The sequence below is a fragment of the Methylobacter svalbardensis genome (assembly GCF_037671525.1).
GTDB classification, from domain to species: Bacteria; Pseudomonadota; Gammaproteobacteria; order Methylococcales; family Methylomonadaceae; genus Methylobacter_A; species Methylobacter_A svalbardensis.
This window is the reverse complement of the sequence record NZ_JAWPOH010000060.1, coordinates 1-18,615: the sequence shown is the minus strand read 5'-3', so window position 1 is coordinate 18,615 and position 18,615 is coordinate 1. Positions and strand designations below refer to the sequence as shown.

At 48.2% G+C, this 18,615-nt stretch carries 17 protein-coding genes and 2 pseudogenes; 13 read left to right on the top strand and 6 right to left on the bottom strand.

Annotated elements, in window-relative coordinates:
- Nucleotides 1–135 precede the first annotated feature (135 nt).
- On the top strand, nucleotides 136–510 hold the full coding sequence (locus tag RW114_RS16720; protein WP_340123901.1) for an EAL domain-containing protein: 375 nt from the start codon (nucleotides 136–138) through the stop codon (nucleotides 508–510).
- A 51-nt stretch (nucleotides 511–561) separates the two neighbouring features.
- Nucleotides 562–915, top strand: coding sequence for a hypothetical protein (locus RW114_RS16715; protein WP_340123900.1), 354 nt, complete (start codon nucleotides 562–564; stop codon nucleotides 913–915).
- A gap of 92 nt (nucleotides 916–1,007) precedes the next feature.
- Here RW114_RS16715 and RW114_RS16710 read toward each other — a convergent pair whose 3' ends face one another.
- Nucleotides 1,008–2,051, bottom strand: coding sequence for an OmpA family protein (locus tag RW114_RS16710; RefSeq protein ID WP_340123899.1), 1,044 nt, complete (start codon nucleotides 2,049–2,051; stop codon nucleotides 1,008–1,010).
- Between the two features lie 905 nt (nucleotides 2,052–2,956).
- Between RW114_RS16710 and RW114_RS16705 the strand changes: the two genes are divergently transcribed.
- From RW114_RS16705 to RW114_RS16670, 8 genes are all read left to right on the top strand, one after another.
- A complete protein-coding gene (locus RW114_RS16705; RefSeq protein WP_340123898.1) occupies nucleotides 2,957–3,307 on the top strand; it encodes a four-helix bundle copper-binding protein in 351 nt (116 codons plus the stop codon).
- A 52-nt stretch (nucleotides 3,308–3,359) separates the two neighbouring features.
- Nucleotides 3,360–4,682, top strand: a complete 1,323-nt coding sequence (locus tag RW114_RS16700) for a PQQ-dependent sugar dehydrogenase (RefSeq protein ID WP_340123897.1) — start codon at nucleotides 3,360–3,362, stop codon at nucleotides 4,680–4,682.
- Between the two features lie 22 nt (nucleotides 4,683–4,704).
- Nucleotides 4,705–4,938 carry a ChaB family protein gene (locus RW114_RS16695; RefSeq protein WP_340123896.1) on the top strand — a complete coding sequence of 78 codons (234 nt, stop codon included), beginning with the start codon at nucleotides 4,705–4,707 and terminating at the stop codon, nucleotides 4,936–4,938.
- A gap of 251 nt (nucleotides 4,939–5,189) precedes the next feature.
- Nucleotides 5,190–5,786 carry a DUF502 domain-containing protein gene (locus tag RW114_RS16690; RefSeq protein WP_340123895.1) on the top strand — a complete coding sequence of 199 codons (597 nt, stop codon included), beginning with the start codon at nucleotides 5,190–5,192 and terminating at the stop codon, nucleotides 5,784–5,786.
- 49 nt (nucleotides 5,787–5,835) lie between these two features.
- Complete coding sequence (locus RW114_RS16685; RefSeq protein ID WP_340123894.1) at nucleotides 5,836–6,666, top strand: alpha/beta fold hydrolase; 831 nt, start codon at nucleotides 5,836–5,838, stop codon at nucleotides 6,664–6,666.
- 222 nt (nucleotides 6,667–6,888) lie between these two features.
- The gene (locus RW114_RS16680) at nucleotides 6,889–7,041 is read left to right on the top strand and encodes a hypothetical protein (protein WP_340123893.1); all 153 of its coding nucleotides are present in this window, start codon (nucleotides 6,889–6,891) and stop codon (nucleotides 7,039–7,041) included.
- A gap of 230 nt (nucleotides 7,042–7,271) precedes the next feature.
- The gene (locus RW114_RS16675; RefSeq protein ID WP_340123892.1) at nucleotides 7,272–8,234 is read left to right on the top strand and encodes a hypothetical protein; all 963 of its coding nucleotides are present in this window, start codon (nucleotides 7,272–7,274) and stop codon (nucleotides 8,232–8,234) included.
- Between the two features lie 224 nt (nucleotides 8,235–8,458).
- Nucleotides 8,459–8,848 (top strand): IS1 family transposase, encoded by a 390-nt coding sequence (locus tag RW114_RS16670; RefSeq protein ID WP_422614831.1) that lies wholly within the window; start codon nucleotides 8,459–8,461, stop codon nucleotides 8,846–8,848.
- 2 nt (nucleotides 8,849–8,850) lie between these two features.
- On the opposite strand, the pseudogene RW114_RS21030 reads toward RW114_RS16670, so the two are convergent.
- Both RW114_RS21030 and RW114_RS16665 read right to left on the bottom strand, forming a co-directional pair.
- Nucleotides 8,851–9,003 (bottom strand): annotated as a pseudogene (locus tag RW114_RS21030) (IS701 family transposase); the annotation flags it as partial.
- 121 nt (nucleotides 9,004–9,124) lie between these two features.
- The gene (locus tag RW114_RS16665) at nucleotides 9,125–10,351 is read right to left on the bottom strand and encodes an aminotransferase class I/II-fold pyridoxal phosphate-dependent enzyme (protein ID WP_340123891.1); all 1,227 of its coding nucleotides are present in this window, start codon (nucleotides 10,349–10,351) and stop codon (nucleotides 9,125–9,127) included.
- Between the two features lie 272 nt (nucleotides 10,352–10,623).
- Here RW114_RS16665 and RW114_RS16660 point away from each other — a divergent pair, with 272 nt between their 5' ends.
- From RW114_RS16660 to RW114_RS16650, 3 genes are all read left to right on the top strand, one after another.
- Nucleotides 10,624–12,420: a GGDEF domain-containing protein gene (locus tag RW114_RS16660; protein ID WP_340123890.1), complete on the top strand. Its 1,797-nt coding sequence runs from the start codon at nucleotides 10,624–10,626 to the stop codon at nucleotides 12,418–12,420.
- Nucleotides 12,421–12,505: 85 nt separating this feature from the next.
- Nucleotides 12,506–14,869, top strand: coding sequence for a methyl-accepting chemotaxis protein (locus RW114_RS16655; protein WP_340123889.1), 2,364 nt, complete (start codon nucleotides 12,506–12,508; stop codon nucleotides 14,867–14,869).
- Nucleotides 14,870–14,988: 119 nt separating this feature from the next.
- Entirely contained in the window at nucleotides 14,989–15,510 is a 522-nt protein-coding gene (locus RW114_RS16650) for a hypothetical protein (protein WP_340123888.1), read from the top strand.
- A gap of 76 nt (nucleotides 15,511–15,586) precedes the next feature.
- On the opposite strand, the pseudogene RW114_RS16645 reads toward RW114_RS16650, so the two are convergent.
- From RW114_RS16645 to RW114_RS16635, 3 genes and pseudogenes are all read right to left on the bottom strand, one after another.
- A pseudogene (locus RW114_RS16645) lies at nucleotides 15,587–16,230 on the bottom strand (response regulator).
- Entirely contained in the window at nucleotides 16,227–17,564 is a 1,338-nt protein-coding gene (locus RW114_RS16640) for a LapD/MoxY N-terminal periplasmic domain-containing protein (RefSeq protein ID WP_340123887.1), read from the bottom strand. Before RW114_RS16640 ends, RW114_RS16645 begins: the two are co-directional and overlap by 4 nt.
- Nucleotides 17,565–17,774: 210 nt before the next feature.
- A complete protein-coding gene (locus RW114_RS16635) occupies nucleotides 17,775–18,296 on the bottom strand; it encodes a PepSY domain-containing protein (RefSeq protein ID WP_340123886.1) in 522 nt (173 codons plus the stop codon).
- Nucleotides 18,297–18,615 lie beyond the last annotated feature (319 nt).

Sequence of the window (18,615 nt, the reverse complement as noted above, 5' to 3'; positions counted from 1 at the left end):
CTTCCAATGCAATTTTGGCTTTTTGAGCCCCTGTAAAAATCTTCCGTTTGCTTTCGCTCATTTCCTGCTTCTCATTTTTCGACAGAGCATAGCTTAAACTATTGTCCGGAATTCGGGGTCCACTATAGGATGTTGATGAATGATGTTGATAACGCTATTGATAAAATCAAACAATTGAAAACGTTGGGCTATGCTTTTTCAATAGATGATTTCGGCACCGGATACTCATCTTTGAGTTATCTGAAGCATTTGCCGGTAGATCAGTTGAAAATTGACAAATCCTTTATTGAGGATATTACTAAAAATGAAGACGATGCTATTTTTGTGGGCACCATTATTGCCATAGCCCAACACATGCATCTGGATGTTGTTGCGGAAGGTGTCGAATCAAAAATGGAACTGGAATTTTTACAAGAAAACGGCTGTCTTTGCTATCAGGGTTATTATTTTAGCAAACCCTTGCCGGAGGATCAGTTTTTTGAGCATTGGTTGAAAAAGATGAAATACTAATTTGTGAGATGTTAACTATCACGATATTTTTTAAATGAATGGAGAGTAAAAATGAAAATTGATTTTTTGAGTTCAATACGTATTGCCGGATTGCTGCGGAAAACTTTAGGCGGCTTGGTTGTGATGATGATCCTGTTGACTTCAGGATGCGCTACGGTTGGTCATGAGTTTCCGGCAAGTCAGGTTTCAACCATCAAGATAGGAGAAACCACCCAGAATGACATCTATACCACGTTCGGGAGTCCCTGGAGAACAGGTCTTGATAATGGCATGAAAACGTGGACTTACGGTAACTACTATTACAGTTTGTTTAGTGACGGCTGTACCGAAGACCTGGTTATTAAATTCGACAAGCGCGGTGTTGTTGCGTCTTTTGTATTCAATACTACCAAGCGTTCGAAATAAGCTAATACTCCTTTCAAAACCTGACCCGTTGGCATAAAAAAACCCGCTTTGAAAGCGGGTTTAGTGTTTACAGCATCAAGAAAAACTCTTTATCAGTATTCGATCCAGATCATTTCGACACGACGGTTTTCAGACTTACCTTCTTCCGTGCTGTTATCGGCAATAGGCTGAGTTTCGCCATAGCCTTTAGCAATCAGTCTGTTGGTAACGCCTTTCATTTTGAGGTAATCGACAACTGACTGTGCGCGCTTTTGCGACAACTTCATATTATAGTCATCGGCTCCTTCGCTGCTGGCATGCCCCTGGACTTCAATATCATTTTTCATCGGATGGGAAACAAGGTTTTCCGCGATGTCATCAAGAATTTTCTCGGCATTCAAGGTCAACTTCGCAGAATTATATTGGAAGTGCTGACCTTTAAGCACAAGTTTGACCGGGCATCCGGTATTATCAACCGTGCTGCCTTTAAGAGTGCCGGGGCAGAGATCCAGGCAGTCATTAACACCGTCAGAATCCCCATCAAGAGTGGAACAATCTGCAACTGCAGCAACTGCGACAGGAGTCTCTTGTTTTTCTTCGGGTTTTGGCTTTTCGCCGAACGGAATGACAAAACCGACGTTAACCGTCATATCATGAAATTCGTCGGTACCGGGCTGTACATGAGCATTGAGATTGTTATTGTAACGGTAACGCACATCGCTGCGGAGCAAGAAATTGTCATGAAGTTCGTAGGTAAAACCGGCACCTGCTTCGCCAATGAAGCCGGCACCGCAATTAGCGGAAGCGCAACTGTTCATGCCGCCTAATCCGATTACAGTGTAAGGTGAGAATTTGTCGCGGGAAAAATAATACTGTAAATCAGCGGTGCCGCCGGTCAAGCTCCAGGGGCCGTTTGCGCCGCCAAACTCTTCATAAAAGCCTTTCACCTCGACGTTGAAATGTTTGTCGAGGATCTTGCCGATACCCATGCCGCCACCCCAACCGTCGCTGGAATTCCGGTCGCCACCGGTTCTGACAAATGAAGCGAAAGGCGCAATATACCAACGATCATCCTGTATTTGATCTGCTGCCTCTGCCAACGGCAGGAAGCCTGCGCTGGTAAATGCAGCAATGGCGAGTAAGTTTTTCTTCAACATAATATTTTCCTTCAGAGTAATAAAAAAATGGACTCCATAAAACACATCAATGTGTTGCCAAATTCAGGGAGCATTCTTGACTAGCTAATTTTTGAAACTGCGCTAACTTAGCTGCCGTCGGTAATCAACAGACGCTAACCAGACCCATGAACAAGGATGAATTGAACCCGCATTTTCTAATAGAAACAAGCTACGCTTGTTAAGATCATCCCACAGATATTATAGTCTGTTTCTTGAGTCTGTCAGTCACACATCGCCAGCTATTCATTAAGCACTTTCCATGAGTCATTGCTTAGAAAGCATACCTTATAATAACGGATGTTGCTAAAAAATCTCAAATGTAGCTTAACCGCAACATTAGCATTTCGTCCGTGCGGTACCGCACATAACTGTCTTACAAAGGAAAATATTTTCTAAAATTTAAGTTCGACGCACACCTGTCTGTAGCGAACTCCAATCATAAAGCCAGTTACCTGAAATGTCGCAGACCTACAGTGTTCAATATTGCATGCCGCTTTGTTTAAGTAACGGTGTCACGAGCCACGCGGTTTGTTTGCTGGAATACTGGATTTTTCAGGTCGCTGCTACTTTTACCGCTCCAAACACTTTTCTTTGTTGAACCCGTGGGTATCGAGGCCAGTCTGCATTTCCCCACTCAGAAACTTCAGTCAATTTGGAATGAGGCTTTAAAACCAGGATTTTTTGAGTTGAGGACGTTGCTTTCCTCACAGCTTATCGAACCCACGTTGTCTATATGTGATCTACCGTACCGACTGCGGCTAGTTTTGCAATTAAAGTTTCTTCAAGGTTTTAACACAACCTCGGTCTCGCCTCAAAGTTTGAATCTTGGTCGAGATGACTTGCCCATCTTTCCATGCTTGATTTCTTTAATTTAGGAGAATCTCATGAATCATCCATCCCATACTGATCAAGCCATGCAGGCCTGTATAGAGGCTTGTAACCATTGCCATCAAGTCTGTCTGCAAACCGCTATGAACCATTGTCTCAAGACCGGCGGAAAGCACGTTGAAGCAGAACACTTTCGTCTGATGATGAACTGCGCCGAGATCTGCCAGACATCGGCCAATTTTCAGCTCAGTAGCTCTCTTTTTTCGCATCGTCTTTGCGAGGTTTGCGCCGAAGTCTGCGAAGCTTGCGGGGCGGATTGCGAAAAAATCGGCGGTATGGATGAATGCGTCGAAGCCTGTGAGCAATGTGCAGAGAGTTGCCGGAAAATGGCGAGCGCTCAGCACTAAGCGTAAATCGGATTCTACGGTTATGTACCCACGACGCACATTCTTATTCGCCGTGGCTGTCATAGCTCTAACGGCATGTGGCGAGGTGGCACAGCTGCCGATCGAAGCGGGCATTGGCCCTCACCCGCAACTGCCGCCGCCGAACCCGACCTTGATTCCCACGGTGAACATCGCTCCAGCCAAAGGCTGGCCGGAAAATGGAAAACCGGTGGCGGCGCCGGGGATGGCCGTAAACGCCTTTGCCGTCGGACTCAATCACCCGCGCTGGCTTTATGTGCTGCCCAACGGCGACGTATTGGTCGCCGAAACCAACGCGCCACCGAGACCCGAGGATGGCAAAGGCATTAAAGAATGGATCATGAAGCAGGTCTTGAATAAGGTTGGCGCCGGCGCACCCAGCGCCAATCGCATCACCCTGCTACGCGATGACGATGGCGATGGCGTGGCAGAAACCCGAACAGTGTTTATCGAAGGGCTAAATTCGCCGTTCGGCATGGCGCTGATAGGCAACGATTTTTACGTAGCCAACTCGGATGCGGTGATGAGGTTTCCTTATACCGCAGGCGAAACCCGGATCACTCAGCCGGGAACCAAGGTGCTTGATCTTCCTGCGGGGCCAATCAATCACCACTGGACCAAGAATCTTCTAGCCAGTCGGGACGGATCGCGACTCTATGTGACGGTGGGATCGAACAGCAATATAGCCGAGAACGGCATTGACCAGGAGGAGGGTCGCGCCGCCATCTGGGAAGTGGACCCAAAACTCGGAAGCTCTCGCATCTACGCGTCCGGTCTGCGCAATCCCAACGGACTAGCCTGGGAGCCGGATAGCGGCGCACTTTGGACCGTGGTCAACGAACGCGATGAACTCGGCAGTGATCTGGTTCCTGATTACCTGACTTCGGTACCTGACGGCAGCTTCTTCGGCTGGCCTTACAGCTACTTTGGCCTGCATCTTGACGATCGTGTGCAGCCTCAGCGACCCGACCTGGTCGCCAAGGCAATGGTGCCGGATTATGCACTCGGGTCACACACCGCCTCACTCGGACTGGCTTTTTCCAAGAATAGCGCATGGCCGGTGCCATTCGATAACGGGGGTTTTGTCGGCCAGCACGGCTCATGGAACCGCAAGCCACGCAGCGGTTACCGGGTCATCTTTGTGCCTTTCAGAGCAGGCAAGCCTTTCGGTGAACCGCTTGATGTGCTGACGGGCTTTATTAGCGACGATGGCGATGCGTTCGGGCGGCCCGTGGGCGTCACGCTCGACAAGCATTCGGCGTTGCTGGTTGCCGATGATGTCGGTAATATCGTCTGGCGCGTGAAAGCGTCGACCGCGTCCCCCGGTTCAATTCGGACAACATCAATAGAACGTTAAATCGACTTTGCTGAGGTAAGACATGCCCTATAAAGATTTAAACGATTTGCCCGAACCTGTGCAGAAACATTTACCGAAACACGCCCAGGAGATTTACCGTGCGGCTTACAATAACGCTTGGAACGAATACGCGCAAGACGAAGAGAGGGCGCACCGGGTGGCATGGAGTGCGGTTAAAAAGAAATATGAGAAGGATGAGTCCAGCGGGCAATGGAAACTCAGGGATAACGAGCAAAACAAACAAAGCTCAAGTTAGTCTTCAGGCAAAAGGTTCTCGCCAGCATCAATCTATATGTGTTGCCGCACCGACTGCGTTCAGCTTCGCATGTAGTGTTGTCCGTGAGCGCGGCCCAGCGGGTTCAGGTGATCGTAAGCCCCCTTTGTCTAATAACATTGTTGACAGGAGATGGACATGAATTACGAAGATCGCGATACCTATGGCATTTACAAAGGCCACACCGGCACAGGACTACCAAAGCATACACTACACTAATTTGGAAATTAAAAATGAAACCGATCAGCAAAACTTTTATCAAAGGGTTAATCGCGATTATCCCAATTACACTCACCCTCTATTTGCTCTTCTGGCTTGCCGGCACTGCGGAGTTGGTGCTGGGAAATATCTTCAAGCTTTTCTTCCCAGACAGTTGGTACATAAAAGGCTTCGGGTTTATATTAGGTCTTGTGGTAGCGTATTTTTTCGGAGGCTTTCTGGAGACTCGAACTTTTCTCAGACTGTTCAATAGCTTTGAAAAACTTGTCATCCAGATTCCCTATTTTAAAAGTATTTATACAACAATACGCGATTTCAGTTCTCTTTTTTCCAGCGAAAACAAAGGGAAATTTAAACAGGTAGTTCTGGTTAATGTACCTTCCGGCAATGGTCAACAGATAGGTTTTATTACAGTTTCGGATTTTGAAGGGCTTTCACATACTTTTATTGCCGATGACCAGATTGCCGTATATTTGCCATTCAGTTATGAGATGGGTGGCAACACGGTCATTATGTCACGGGAAAATGTAGTAGAAATAGATATGTCTGTTGAGGATGCGATGCGTTTTATCGCAACAGCCGGCGTTATCGGTAATATCACTGCCGGTTAACGTGTTGACCGGCTTTCATAGCACCCTAACTCAAACAGGAGATACGACCATGAGCTCGATCACCACCAAAGACGGCACGGAAATCTACTACAAGGACTGGGGCTCGGGGCAACCCGTCGTCTTCAGCCACGGCTGGCCGCTTACCGGCGATGCATGGGAAAGCCAGATGGTCTATCTGGCATCCAACGGCTATCGCTGCATCGCCCATGATCGCCGCGGCCACGGCCGTTCGAGCCAGTCCTGGAACGGCAACGAGATGGACACTTACGCCGACGACCTGTCGGAACTCATCGAAAAGCTCGACCTGAACGACATCAGCCTGATCGGCCATTCGACCGGTGGTGGAGAAGTCGCCCGCTACATTGGTCGCCACGGAACCCAGCGTGTCGCCAAGGTCGTACTGATGGGCTCGGTGTCTCCGTTGATGCTCAAGACGGACGCCAATCCCGGCGGAACACCAATCGAGGCGTTCGACGCCATCCGCGTCGACGTCGCCGCTGACCGTTCGCAGTTTTTCAAGGATCTCACAATGCCGTTCTACGGAACCAATAAGTCTGGCAGTCCGAGTGCAAAGATCAGTCAAGGCGTCCGCGACGCGTTCTGGTTGCAGGGCATGCAGGGCGGTCTCAAAAACCAGCTCGACTGCATCAAGGCGTTTTCCGAAACGGACTTCACTGAAGACATCAAAAAGTTCGATGTGCCAACCCTGATCATCCACGGTGACAACGACCAAATTGTGCCGATTGACGCCTCGGCTCACGCCTCGTCCAAACTCATCAAGAACGCGACTCTGAAAATCTACCCGGGTGGTTCACACGGACTTGCCGACACGCACAAAGATCAGCTTAATGCCGACCTGCTCGCTTTTCTCAAGACTTGATGATGCCCCCTGCGCATCGGAAAACGCCAGCTCAATCCAAATCTCACGTGACTTCGTTCTCGTCGGCTTTCGCATGCGTCACCTGCCGAAAAATGATAATCCAGGAGGACCTTTGCCGATGAACAAACTCCTAACAAAACACTACCGCAAACGGCCTTTAACTGCCGCTGAGCTCGGGAGTTGTCTACGAATCAAGAGTCCACAAACAAGAAAGAGCATATCATGAGTGACAAAAAGAAACTGACCATCAATGCAGGCTGTCTGGTCGCCGACAACCAGAACGTGCTGAAGTGCCACGCGAGATCCAGATCCGTTACATCGGTCACTGCCTTAAGGTTGATCCCGCTTACGGCAAGTGTATCGCTGATACCTTGACTATTGCGTTGATCGAGGTTCCCGACGAGTAATCATAACTAAGCACGAACCGCCCAAGTAATACTGGGTGCATATAGCACGTGTTCGCGGTTGACGGGGATACTTCTTCCAGACAGTGTCTGCTCGGCGTCTGACTCAGTAATTTATTCATCGCTATGTACGATGGCGTACAGATGCATGGCGGAAATTCGCACGATACTATCTTAAACTTAGCTTTATGGAGACTCATTATGACCTTTCCTAATAATTCAGCCGCTGACGAACCCGGATGTGAACGTACCGTGTCAGGTGTCTATCCGAGCTCAATGAATGCAATTGCTGTGTCGTGGGGCGCCATTGTAGCAGGGGCAGCGGCGACAGCAGCCTTGGCGTTGATCCTTTTGATGTTGGGAGTAGGTTTAGGTCTGTCCTCGGTGTCACCATGGGCGTACAGCGGCGTAAGTGCAACCACCTTCGGCGTATCGTCCATACTGTGGCTGACCTTTACGCAACTCGTTGCTTCAGGAATGGGTGGTTACCTCGCCGGCAGGCTGAGAACAAGGTGGGTTGGGGTGCATACGGACGAGGTCTACTTCCGCGACACCGCTCACGGTTTCCTGTCTTGGGCCATAGCTGCGCTTGCGACTGCCGTGTTACTTACTTCGGTGATTGGATCGATCGTCAGCGGTGGAATTCAGGCTGGGGGCGTCGCCACTACTGCGGCTACCGTCACGACTAGTGGTGTGGAGGGCAGCTCAGAGACGACGAAATGGGAACCGATGGGTTACTCCGTGGATTGGCTGTTCCGAAAGGACATCAACGCATCTGCAACCGTCTTTACTCCCGACGAAAGCGGTGCTATGCCAAGATATAATCTGGAGCCAATCACTGCCGGATCTAGGTCCGAAGTTGCCCGCATCTTCATGAATAGCATACGCACGGGACCTCTGCCCGCTGAAGACACTCAGTATGTCGGTCAGATTGTCGTGCAGCACACGGGTCTGACACAGCTGGACGCAGAGAAGCGAGTGATTGATACTTATACCCGCATACAGACTAAGCTACGTGAAGCGGAAACCGCAGCTAAAGAAGCTACCGACTCCGCACGCAAAGCTTTTATCTATGCGTCGCTGTGGCTCTTCATCTCGTTGCTCATCGGTGCATTCGTCGCCAGCTTTGCGGCTATTTATGGCGGTCGGCAGCGTGACCTGTAATTACACCTACAACCAACTTACTTAGGAGACAAACAATGCGCTCAATACTTTTGTACCTTCTCGGCATCCCCATACCCATCATCATTCTGATTGCGTTGTTCGTGGACTAGCCGCGTTTAACTTGCTGATCGGTGCGACTCAGGACTGGTCGCACCGTAAGAATTGGGACTACGTGGTGCGCCCAATTGAGGATTTAGTTTGTTGATAAGCGTCGCTCGACGCTGTTGATTTGCAACATCGTCTGGTGCGTGACGGACGGCATCGATCACATTCCTCGTTCTGTCGTAGACCACGCTACAAATACCGTGATCGCCTATAGGTTTGGCAAGCGTAAGGATGAGATTTTTCAACAACTCAATGTGCTACTTGAGCCATTCGATTTCGTCAGTACTACACAAATAATTGGGGCATATGAGCGCTATCTTGATGTCGACAAACATGAAGTGGGTAAGCGCAATACCCAAAAAATAGAATACAAAAACTTAAAATACCGAACATGGATTAAACGTCTGGTACGCAAAACTATTTGTTTTTCGAAACTCGAATTGACGCATGATACGGTCATCGGCTTACTGATCAATAAGGTCGGGTTTGGATTCAATATTATTTACTGATGTTACGCAGCCCTCAATTTTTGCAACTCAGCATAAGTCATTTGGTTCGCCTTAATGAAAAGCCTGGCTCGTAACGCAAAATGATTGGTTTTATGTTTTATCTTTAAACACTCCAGCTTAAACACCGCATAGATTGACATGAAGATGTGGTTAGAGCACCCGTAAAAGTCCAACCGTAATGAAGCAGAAACCACACCCAGTTGCTATTGATGGAGATTGGGAGGAGTTTTAACCCAACAGGCTATCAATGGTGAATTTAGCGCCTTGGCGTTCTGCTTATGCTTTGTTCTTGTGCTTTGATTCCATAGCCTTCGGAAGATTGCGGGCTATTGCCTCGACCAGGCCGTGAATATCTTCGGCAGAGAGATGTGTTGTTAACGTGAAGCGAATACCCGATTTCCGCCGGGATACTGCCGGATAAACAGCGTGGTTTGTGTAAAAACCCTGATCAAGCAGGGATTTGGCCATTTCACCGGCAACCTCGGGACGTCCCAATTTGACGAAAAAAATCGGCGACTGCGAACTATTTTCTACAGGTATATCGTAGGCTCTAAGCAGATGATTGCAGAAAGCAATGCGATCTTTCAGCTCCCGTTGCAGGCGATTAATCTCGGGTGACAGATGGATGCGGGCCGAGGCAATAGACGCGCCCAGCATGGGGGGCTGGATAGGGCCTGAAAAAATCATCGGTCCGCCGCAGTTTTTAACCTGCCGATGCATCTGTGCATTCGGGAAAATAAGCGCCCCGCCTCCGGCCGCGTAAGCCTTGCACAAGGATGTCGCCACCACCATCCGATCTTGAATGGGCAGGCAATCGAGAACATAACCCCGGCCATGTTTGCCGGTCCAACTCATGCCGTGGGCATCGTCAAAATACAGATGCAGCTGCTCGTAGCGGCTTGCTAGTTTGCCTAATTCCTTGACCGGAGCCAGATCGCCAAACATGCTGTAAACGCCATCGGTCAGATACCAGACATGGCGATACTGTTTGCTCAGGGCGTTGATTCGTTCCTCAAGCAATTCCAGGTTACCGTGAACCAGCGTTTCGACCGGAACGCCTTCGGCCTGCACCAGTTTGGCCGCTGTTTGGAGGCTGTTGTGGGCCATCTGGTCGATGAGTACCACATCGCCTTTTTCAATGAGTACCGGCAAGGCGGCGATATGCCCTAATGTCGTGGTTGGGGTCGCCAGTACATGACCTTCGAATAATTCGTCAAGCAGGTGTTCCAGTTCGGTATAAGGCGTTGCCGACAGATAGGCTCTCGATATGGCGAACTGGGTGCCGTAGCGAGTCACGGCGTCAATGGTTCCTTGCTTGAGCCGGTGATCCAGTTCCAGTCCCAGGTAACTGCACAAAGCAAAATTCAGCACATGCTTGTTATTTAAACAGATAGTGCGTCCGTTGAAAGCCTCGTCTTCAGTTGTACGCTGCACCAATCCATGGCTCAAGCCCATATCGACTATGCTGTCAATAGAGCTTGTCCAGTCTGATTGAGGTTTCATAAATGCTCCTGATTGAATTGTCATTTTCCCATTGGGTAAAAGTAGAAATGAGGGCTGAAAAACTGAATAATATAGCTTTTATAGCTTAACCATAACTTAATGATTAAAGACGGGAGGTTTTTTGAAGGCAAGGGAGTGGTTATTTAGTTACACTCTCGAATTTAAGCCCCAACCCATTTGGAAAATCAAAATCGGCATTTTCTGCCTGTCATATTGATGTAATAAAGCTGTCATATTATTAATACATTCTAATATTCTGATCAGAACATGACATGTCAAACCTGCGCAATGAACTCACCAAGATACTCAATGGCAAGCAATTAACGCCTCATTTTCAGCCTATTGTTTCCTTATCGCAAAAGAAAATAATGGGTTACGAAGCCTTAATTCGTGGGCCTTCCGATAGTCCATTACACAGTCCGTTTAACTTGTTTGGTACGGCTGAGCGTTTTGATTTAAGCACAAAACTCGAATATATCTGCCGGGAATTGACGATAAAACGTTACGCGGAGTTAACTATTAAAGAGAAGCTGTTTATTAATGTAAGTCCTTCTGTACTATTACAACCTGACTTCAAAAAAGGAGAAACACTTAAACTCCTGGATCAATTCGGTGTTGATCCCCGTTCTGTCGTTATCGAGGTAACAGAACACCAGCCTACCGACGATTTTCAATTAATGCTTGAGGCGGTCACCCATTACAGAAAAATGGGCTTTGAAATAGCCATTGACGATCTGGGTGCGGGTTACTCGGGATTAAGGCTCTGGTCGGAGTTACAGCCTGAATATGTCAAAATAGACATGCATTTTATTCAGGGTATCCATAACGACCCCATCAAACTTAATTTTGTTCGCTCCATTCAAAAAATTGCCAGTTCGCTCAATTGCAACGTTATTGCTGAAGGCATCGAAACGGAAGATGAATACAAGGCCGTAGAACAATTGGGTATTACTCATGCTCAGGGCTATTATTTTTCCCGGCCAACGGCCATTCCTTTAGAACAAGTCGACAAATCATTATTCATTGTCAGCAGCCAACCCACTCAGTTTAACGCTATTAAAGCCGTTCATATCGCTAAATTTATCATGCCGGTTTCAGCAGAAACCCCGATCAGTGAGGTGATGAATTTGTTTCATAGTGATGGTGATTTAATCATATTGCCTTTGGTCGATAACAACGAGGCTTCAGGGATTATTTTTCGCGACCATTTTCTATTCAAATTATTTTCCAATCGCTATGGCATCGAATTGTATGGAAAAAAACCGATAAAATCGTTCATAGAAAAAATGCCGTTAAGTTTCGATCAAAACACCCCCATTGAATTAGTCAGCAAGCAGCTGACCTCTACCATGCGCAATGATCAGGCTTTTATTATTACCAATGACGACGAATATATCGGCATAGGGACGATCCTGAATCTGCTTGAAGAAATTACCCGCCAGCAAATCCATAATGCCAAACACGCTAACCCTCTTACCCTGTTACCGGGTAGCGTTCCCATCAATGAACAGGTTAATCAATTGCTGGCTGCCAAAACACCTTTCAGTTTCGGCTACTTTGATCTTGATCACTTCAAACCTTTTAATGATGTGTACAGCTACAGTGCCGGCGACGATATTATTAAAGCCGTTGCCGATATCTTGACGCATTATATTCCCGCAGAAAGCGGTGTGGTCGGTCACATAGGCGGGGATGATTTTATCGTCATTTTCTTGGCTAATGACTGGTTAAAGTGCTGTGAAAATATTCTGAATGCCTTTGAAAAAGCCGTCCCGAATTATTACAAAGATGAAGATACAAAAACAGGCGGTATTTATACTGAAAACAGGGCAGGGGAGAAATGTTTTTTTCCTATGATCAGCCTCTCGGTAGGCTTGGTAGACCCCGTTTCAACCAGCCAGTGTCAATCCCATGTTGATATAGCCGATTTAGCCTCCGAAGCTAAAAAGCAGGCCAAAAAGATTGAAGGCAACAGTTTCTTTATTCATCATCGAATAGCGACAAAAAATCAGAAAAACCTTCCCCATTTTGCGAATCAGGCCGTCGCAAAACTGCACGCGGTTCATTAATCCTTAAAACAGATACCCTAACTTTTCTCTTGTTCCCATACGAAATTATGGGAACGAGAGAAACGCACTTCAGAAGGATCTTAAAATGTTTGGTTATATCAGTTTCAAAGTCCGCATCCTGCTCGGTTTTCTCGCCATTATCAGTTTAATGATAGGCATTGTCGCGGTGGGTTTGTTTAATTTTGCGCAGACCCAGCGCGATGTTGCGAAAGTGGATGATATTTTCCTGCCCAATGCGCTGCTGGCCGAGCGAATGGCGGTTTATACCGTACAAGTGCAACAACTTCTTACCCAAGCTTCAATCAGTCAGGACCCGGACAGTTTTCAGGATGCGCAACGGGCTGCCGAAGACTTTAAGCAGGGCATCGCACAGTTCCGTGAACGCTTGACCGCAGAAAACACGGAAAAAATCACCACAGAATTAGCGGCTATTAAGAACGGCCGGGTTGCAACGCTGGATAACGTCACTTCGCCGCTAGTAAAAATGACGGAATTGGCGGCACTTGAAACCGGTTTTGACTGGTATTACAGCGAAGGCAAGCGCATGACTGCGGTTTATGCGACCGAAGGAGTCGAGGCCGGCAATCCGGTCATGAAGGATTTCAATAAACTGGCGAAAAACTTACGGACGCAACTGAATCGGATTAAAAACCAGGGGGTGAACGACGCCAAAAATAACGCCCATGCCATCACCGAGTCAACCCAGCGCGCGTCTATGGTCATGCTGATTATATCGTTGACCGGTATCAGTCTGGGATTAGGCATTGCCATCTACTTAACGCGCTATCTGAACAAGCGCTTGGGCATCGACCCTTACTTTGCGAAAGGAATTGCTATGGAAATTGCCGAAGGCAATTTAACCCGGGATATTCAGGTTAACGAGAAAGACGCCAGCAGTTTGTTATATGCGATGAAACACATGCAGCAACAATTGCTGGAGCGCGTCACGACAGAGCGCAAAGCGGCTGACGAAACCCTGCGCGTCAAGATCGCGCTCGACAACGTCAGCACCGGCGTGATGATTGCCGATAACGGCCGCAACATCATTTACGCCAATCAAAAAGTGATCGATATACTCGACAAGGCCGAAATCGAAGTCAGTCGGCAGCGTAGCGGTGTGTCAAAACTCTCGATTGAACATCTGGTCGGCACCAATATCGATGATTTTCATGCAAACCCCACAGCTCAGGCAAGCCTGCTGACCGCCTTAACCGGTACCCATGAAGCCAGCATGATGGTGGGCGGACGTTCGATGGTGGTGATCGCCAATCCGGTCATCAACGAGCAAGGCCAGCGACTGGGCACGGTAGCCGAATGGCACGACCGCACCGACGAGGTAAGGGCCGAGAATGAAGTCGCCATCATTGTGGAAGCCGCTGCCAGAGGTGACTTCAATATGCGTTTCGATCTGGAAGGCAAGGAAGGTTTTTTACGTCACCTGGGGGGCGATATCAACCAGCTCATGCAAACCAGCGAAACCAGCCTCAATGAAGTCGTGCGCGTTCTTAATGCACTGTCCCGTGGAGACCTGACCGAAACCATCATTAATGACTATTCCGGTATCTTTGGGCAACTTAAAGACGACTCCAATACCACCGTAGAAAAACTTAAGACTATTATCAGCCAAATCAAGGATGCTGCTGCCGGTATTGATACCGGGACGCAAGAAATTGCTTCAGGCAACAACAACCTGTCGCACCGCACCGAACAGCAAGCCGCCAGCCTAGAACAGACCGCCGCCAGCATGGAACAGCTGACCTCCGCCGTGCAGCATAATGCCAAAAACGCCCAACAAGCCAATCAGCTCGCCGTTGATGCCACGGTTATCGCGGGCAAAGGCGTTGACGTGATCGGCCAGGTGGTGATGACGATGAATGACATCAACGAATCTTCAAGAAAAATCGGTGACATTATCTCGGTGATCGACGACATCGCTTTTCAGACCAATATCCTTGCCCTCAACGCCGCGGTAGAAGCCGCCCGCGCCGGCGAACAAGGCCGGGGCTTTGCCGTTGTTGCCGTGGAAGTGCGCAATCTTGCGCAACGCGCCGCAATCGCCGCCGGAGAAATTAAAAGCCTGATTAGTGATTCGGTAGATAAAGTCTCAGGAGGCAGCAAGCTGGTTACCCAGGCAGGGCTGACCATGGAAGAAATTGTCGCCTCCATCCGTGGCGTTACCGATATGATGGCCGAAATTTCCGCCGCCTCGGCAGAACAAGGTTCCGGTATCGAACAGGTTAATCAAGCCATCGCCCAAATGGACGATGTAACCCAACAGAATGCCGCCCTGGTAGAGCAAGCCGCAGCGGCAGCGGAGTCGCTGGAAGAGCAGGCGCAAAATCTGGTAGTCACAGTGAGCGGTTTTAAGGTGGATGACAGCTCAGCGGTTCTTGCCGACTTATTCTGCATTCGACAACACCCGCAATCAGGCACTCAATATCATCAGTGACAGCCGGTTTCGACGATTGGGAAGCATTTTAGGCGTTTTTTATTTTTTCCGGGGATAGCTTGAACGGGATAATTCAGTATACTGGGTCGCGACAATAGGATGAATCGGTAGGAGGATTTATGAAGCGCACAATTTTATTTACGGTATTGCTGGCCTTGAGCGCTTTTGTACTCACGGGTTGCGAGCAGGAGAAAAAAACGGCAAAAACGAGTCTAGCTGCGGTAAAAAAATATGCCCAAGCGACTGTTTTAGAGGGTGTGGTCAGCAATGACAAGGGTGTGATCAAAACCGGCACGGTGGAAGTGAGCGATGAAAACGGTCGCTTAATTACCCAAGTGGCTGTGGACAAGGGTCATTACCGCGTGGAAGTTCCAGCCAATACGGTTTTACCCATTCTGTTGACATTTTCTTCCGAGTCGGGCACGGAGAAATTAGTCACCGCAGTTATTCATAACACGATTACGAAATATGAGATTAACCCGGCAACGACGGCGATTGCCAAAGCGGCAAAAGCGATGGGTGGATATACGCATGCCAATATGATTCGTGCGGCGGACAGTTCTGTACATGCTCCAGATACCAACAAAACCACAACCGGTTGGCGCGGTGATCCGACTACGCAATACGGCGGTTGGCATTAAGGGAGTTTTGATTAAGCTCTAGTCCATGCTATGTAGGACGGTTGCCCCGAGCAGGTACAAGCCCAATGCTTAACCCTCAATTTTTCATCACCCGCAGCACCATCGCAATATGCGCCAGTTCGGCAACCGTCGATACCTTAAGTTTGCCTCTTATTTGGGTGCCGTAATTGGCGACGGTTTTATAGCCCAGACAAAGTTCATCGGCGATTTTATGCGCGGTTAAGCCTTTCGCCAGCAGCAGGAAAATATCGAATTCTCTGGCGGACAAGCTATCTATAATGGTCTGATAATCGGTTTCGCTATTTTGCAGAGTCAGGTTTTTCATCAAGCCCCGTTCTATATAAATTTCGCCTGCGGCTATTTTTTGTATCGCAGTCACCAGAATTCCGGGAGCGCTGTTTTTGGTGATATGCCTTTCGCACCGGCCTTCATGGCTCTGTCTACATAAACCATTTCATCGTGTACGCTAAATACCAGTATCTTGGCGTTGTTGTCGCGGTTGCAGATGCGGCGTATGCTTTCCAGTCCGCCGATGCCGGGCATGGATAAATCCAGCACCATCACATCCGGTTGTTGTTCCAGATACAACTGGCAGGCCGCCTCGCCCCGATCGGCTTCGGCGATCACGTCAATACCGGCTTCGGTCGATAACAGCATCCGAAAACCCGCGCGTACCACCGCATGGTCGTCGACCAGAATGACTTTGATTTTATCTTTCATGACAGCGGAATGGTTGCGATGATGCTCATGCCTTGTTGCGGCTGAGTCTTTATGGCGAGTTCGCCGCCCAGGCTGTTGATTCTTTCCCGCATGCCCAATAAGCCGAAACCGGTTTTAATCCTGTCGACAGCGCAGCCTTGTCCGTCGTCGGTTACCTGTAGCCGTAGTGCCGTCGCTGTTTCGGCCCGATGTTCGATTTCCAGGCTGATGGAGGCTCGGCTCGCCTGCGCATGGCGGACAATATTGGTCAGGCATTCCTGCACTACTCTAAATAGTTGGATGGTGATTTTTTGCTCCAGGTCATCGACTTCGTCAGGGCAGGCGATGGTAAGTTTTAACTCGGGATTTCTGATCGCCCAGTGATTTAACAAATCTTCCATTGTTGCTTTCAAGCCCAGTTCGGTTAATACCAGGGGATGCAGTTGATGCATCATGGAGCGCACCACGGTCATCAGATGATCGCAGATGCTGATAATGGAGTCGGTTGCTTGCTTGATGTCCGCCCTCGGTCCCACAGCTCCGGCTTGGGAACGCCCGGCGGTGACTGCCATGACTTTAATGGCAGTCAGCGATTGTCCCAGTTCGTCATGTAATTCCTGCGACAGTCGTTGGCGTTCGTCTTCCTGTATTTCCAGGGTATGCTGGGTTAATGCCCGGTTTTCCTGTCGGCTGGCATTCAGTTCGCCGGTCATGTGATTGATGGCTTTGGCGATGCTGTCATATTCCTGGATTGAAAAATCCGGCAGTTTTTGGCCGTACTGCCCGGTTTCAATGGCTTTTAGCCCGTCAACAATGATAGCGATGGATTTAAGGGCTTTGTTGAAAGCCAGGTTGACAGCCAAAAAGGTAACCAGTGTCAGCAGAAAAAGCGAGCTGAAAAAAGCGATACTTTCTTCCCAGACCTCTGTTATTTCATCCAACGGGTTGGCTTGGACAATCAGCGTCAGTTGTTTGCCGCCCGAGGTGGTTATTGGGTGTTCTGCTTTGGGGTGCTCGCCTTCGACCAGTTTGATAAACCATTGCGGCGGCGTTTCTTTATGACTGATTTGCTGGTTTTTATGGGTAACGCTGATGGTTTCGCCTGAGGGCACTTTCAGTTGAATGTTTAAATGCCGGGTTTTATTCAGTGCATTAAATTGAGGCAACCAGGCGGTTTCATTAAATGGGGCTTGCGAAAAGCCGAAAGTGATCAGTTGCACGGCCAGATTGATCGATGAATTGACTTCTTTATTCACCGCATCGCGTGCCTGCCAGATAGCTATCGAGCTACCCAGTATCAGAATACACAGGGAGGAGATCAAGATTCGCAGGTTGATTTGGTAGCGCAGACTCATTAGGTTTAAAAACTCGACACTTGCAACATCGGGCTGATGGATTGCAAAAATGTATCATTATTCGTTTTTATAGTCTTATTCGCTATAGGAAAAATTCTTTTTTTCTATGATGCCGGACTTTGGGCTAAAAAACCGGCCTTTATTGTTGCGGATTAACGGTCATATAGATCTCCCGTTCCAGCGAGGGATCGGGAACGGGAGAGCTGCATTTTATCTTTTTTCGTCAGCCTCTTCGCCAATTTCCCACACTTCTGTCGATACTTCAATAATCTTACCGTTAGCCGCATTGACTTCGACTTTGGTTTCTACGCCTTTGTCATTGACTATATCAAGTTCATAGCTGGCATCGCCATTTTCTTCTATCTCATATTCAACTTCCTGGACGGTGTCGGGGTGGGCTTTAAGCGCAATGTCGATGGCTTCTTTTTCCGTTACTTTGGCGTTTTTCTTGAAAGCCTCATCATCGACGCTGCCGACTTCGCTTTCCGTTTCGGTGATTTTTGCGGTGTTGGCATCGCACATGAATTCCCATTCGACGCCGTTGGCATCCTTGATTTCAAATTCATAAAAGGGTTTTCCGCCTACATCCAGCTTTTCCAGCTTAATGAATACGCCGGTTTTTTGTTTTTGTATGGCGGCGATACAGCTATCTATAGACTCCTCAGCCGCATAACCGGAGGCTGATGTCGCAAGACCAAGGACAAATACACTGGCTAGGATTATTGTTTTCATGGTTTTCTCCTAAAAATTAAAGAATATATGGGCAGGTTAGCTGAGTGCTGATGCAGTACAATGTTTATAACTTATTTTTATTACCATGAAGAACATGAAGGTAATGAAGGGAAGATAATTTAGTGATTTGTCGAATAAGGTGTGACCGGTAAAATACATATGAAGCTGGCGAACATCAAACAAGGCTTCCTATATAGTGGACCCCGAATTCCGGACAATAGTTTAAGCTATGCTCTGTCGAAAAATGAGAAGCAGGAAATGAGCGAAAGCAAACGGAAGATTTTTACAGGGGCTCAAAAAGCCAAAATTGCATTGGAAG

Excerpts from the sequence above, each read along its gene's own strand:
- RW114_RS16720 (WP_340123901.1), top strand. The coding sequence starts at position 136 with ATGAATGATGTTGATAACGCTATTGATAAAATCAAACAATTGAAAACG.
- RW114_RS16715 (WP_340123900.1), top strand. The coding sequence starts at position 562 with ATGAAAATTGATTTTTTGAGTTCAATACGTATTGCCGGATTGCTGCGG.
- RW114_RS16710 (WP_340123899.1), bottom strand. The coding sequence starts at position 2,051 with ATGTTGAAGAAAAACTTACTCGCCATTGCTGCATTTACCAGCGCAGGC.
- RW114_RS16705 (WP_340123898.1), top strand. The coding sequence starts at position 2,957 with ATGAATCATCCATCCCATACTGATCAAGCCATGCAGGCCTGTATAGAG.
- RW114_RS16695 (WP_340123896.1), top strand. The coding sequence starts at position 4,705 with ATGCCCTATAAAGATTTAAACGATTTGCCCGAACCTGTGCAGAAACAT.
- RW114_RS16690 (WP_340123895.1), top strand. The coding sequence starts at position 5,190 with ATGAAACCGATCAGCAAAACTTTTATCAAAGGGTTAATCGCGATTATC.
- RW114_RS16685 (WP_340123894.1), top strand. The coding sequence starts at position 5,836 with ATGAGCTCGATCACCACCAAAGACGGCACGGAAATCTACTACAAGGAC.
- RW114_RS16680 (WP_340123893.1), top strand. The coding sequence starts at position 6,889 with ATGAGTGACAAAAAGAAACTGACCATCAATGCAGGCTGTCTGGTCGCC.
- RW114_RS16675 (WP_340123892.1), top strand. The coding sequence starts at position 7,272 with ATGACCTTTCCTAATAATTCAGCCGCTGACGAACCCGGATGTGAACGT.
- RW114_RS16665 (WP_340123891.1), bottom strand. The coding sequence starts at position 10,351 with ATGAAACCTCAATCAGACTGGACAAGCTCTATTGACAGCATAGTCGAT.
- RW114_RS16660 (WP_340123890.1), top strand. The coding sequence starts at position 10,624 with ATGTCAAACCTGCGCAATGAACTCACCAAGATACTCAATGGCAAGCAA.
- RW114_RS16655 (WP_340123889.1), top strand. The coding sequence starts at position 12,506 with ATGTTTGGTTATATCAGTTTCAAAGTCCGCATCCTGCTCGGTTTTCTC.
- RW114_RS16650 (WP_340123888.1), top strand. The coding sequence starts at position 14,989 with ATGAAGCGCACAATTTTATTTACGGTATTGCTGGCCTTGAGCGCTTTT.
- RW114_RS16640 (WP_340123887.1), bottom strand. The coding sequence starts at position 17,564 with ATGAGTCTGCGCTACCAAATCAACCTGCGAATCTTGATCTCCTCCCTG.
- RW114_RS16635 (WP_340123886.1), bottom strand. The coding sequence starts at position 18,296 with ATGAAAACAATAATCCTAGCCAGTGTATTTGTCCTTGGTCTTGCGACA.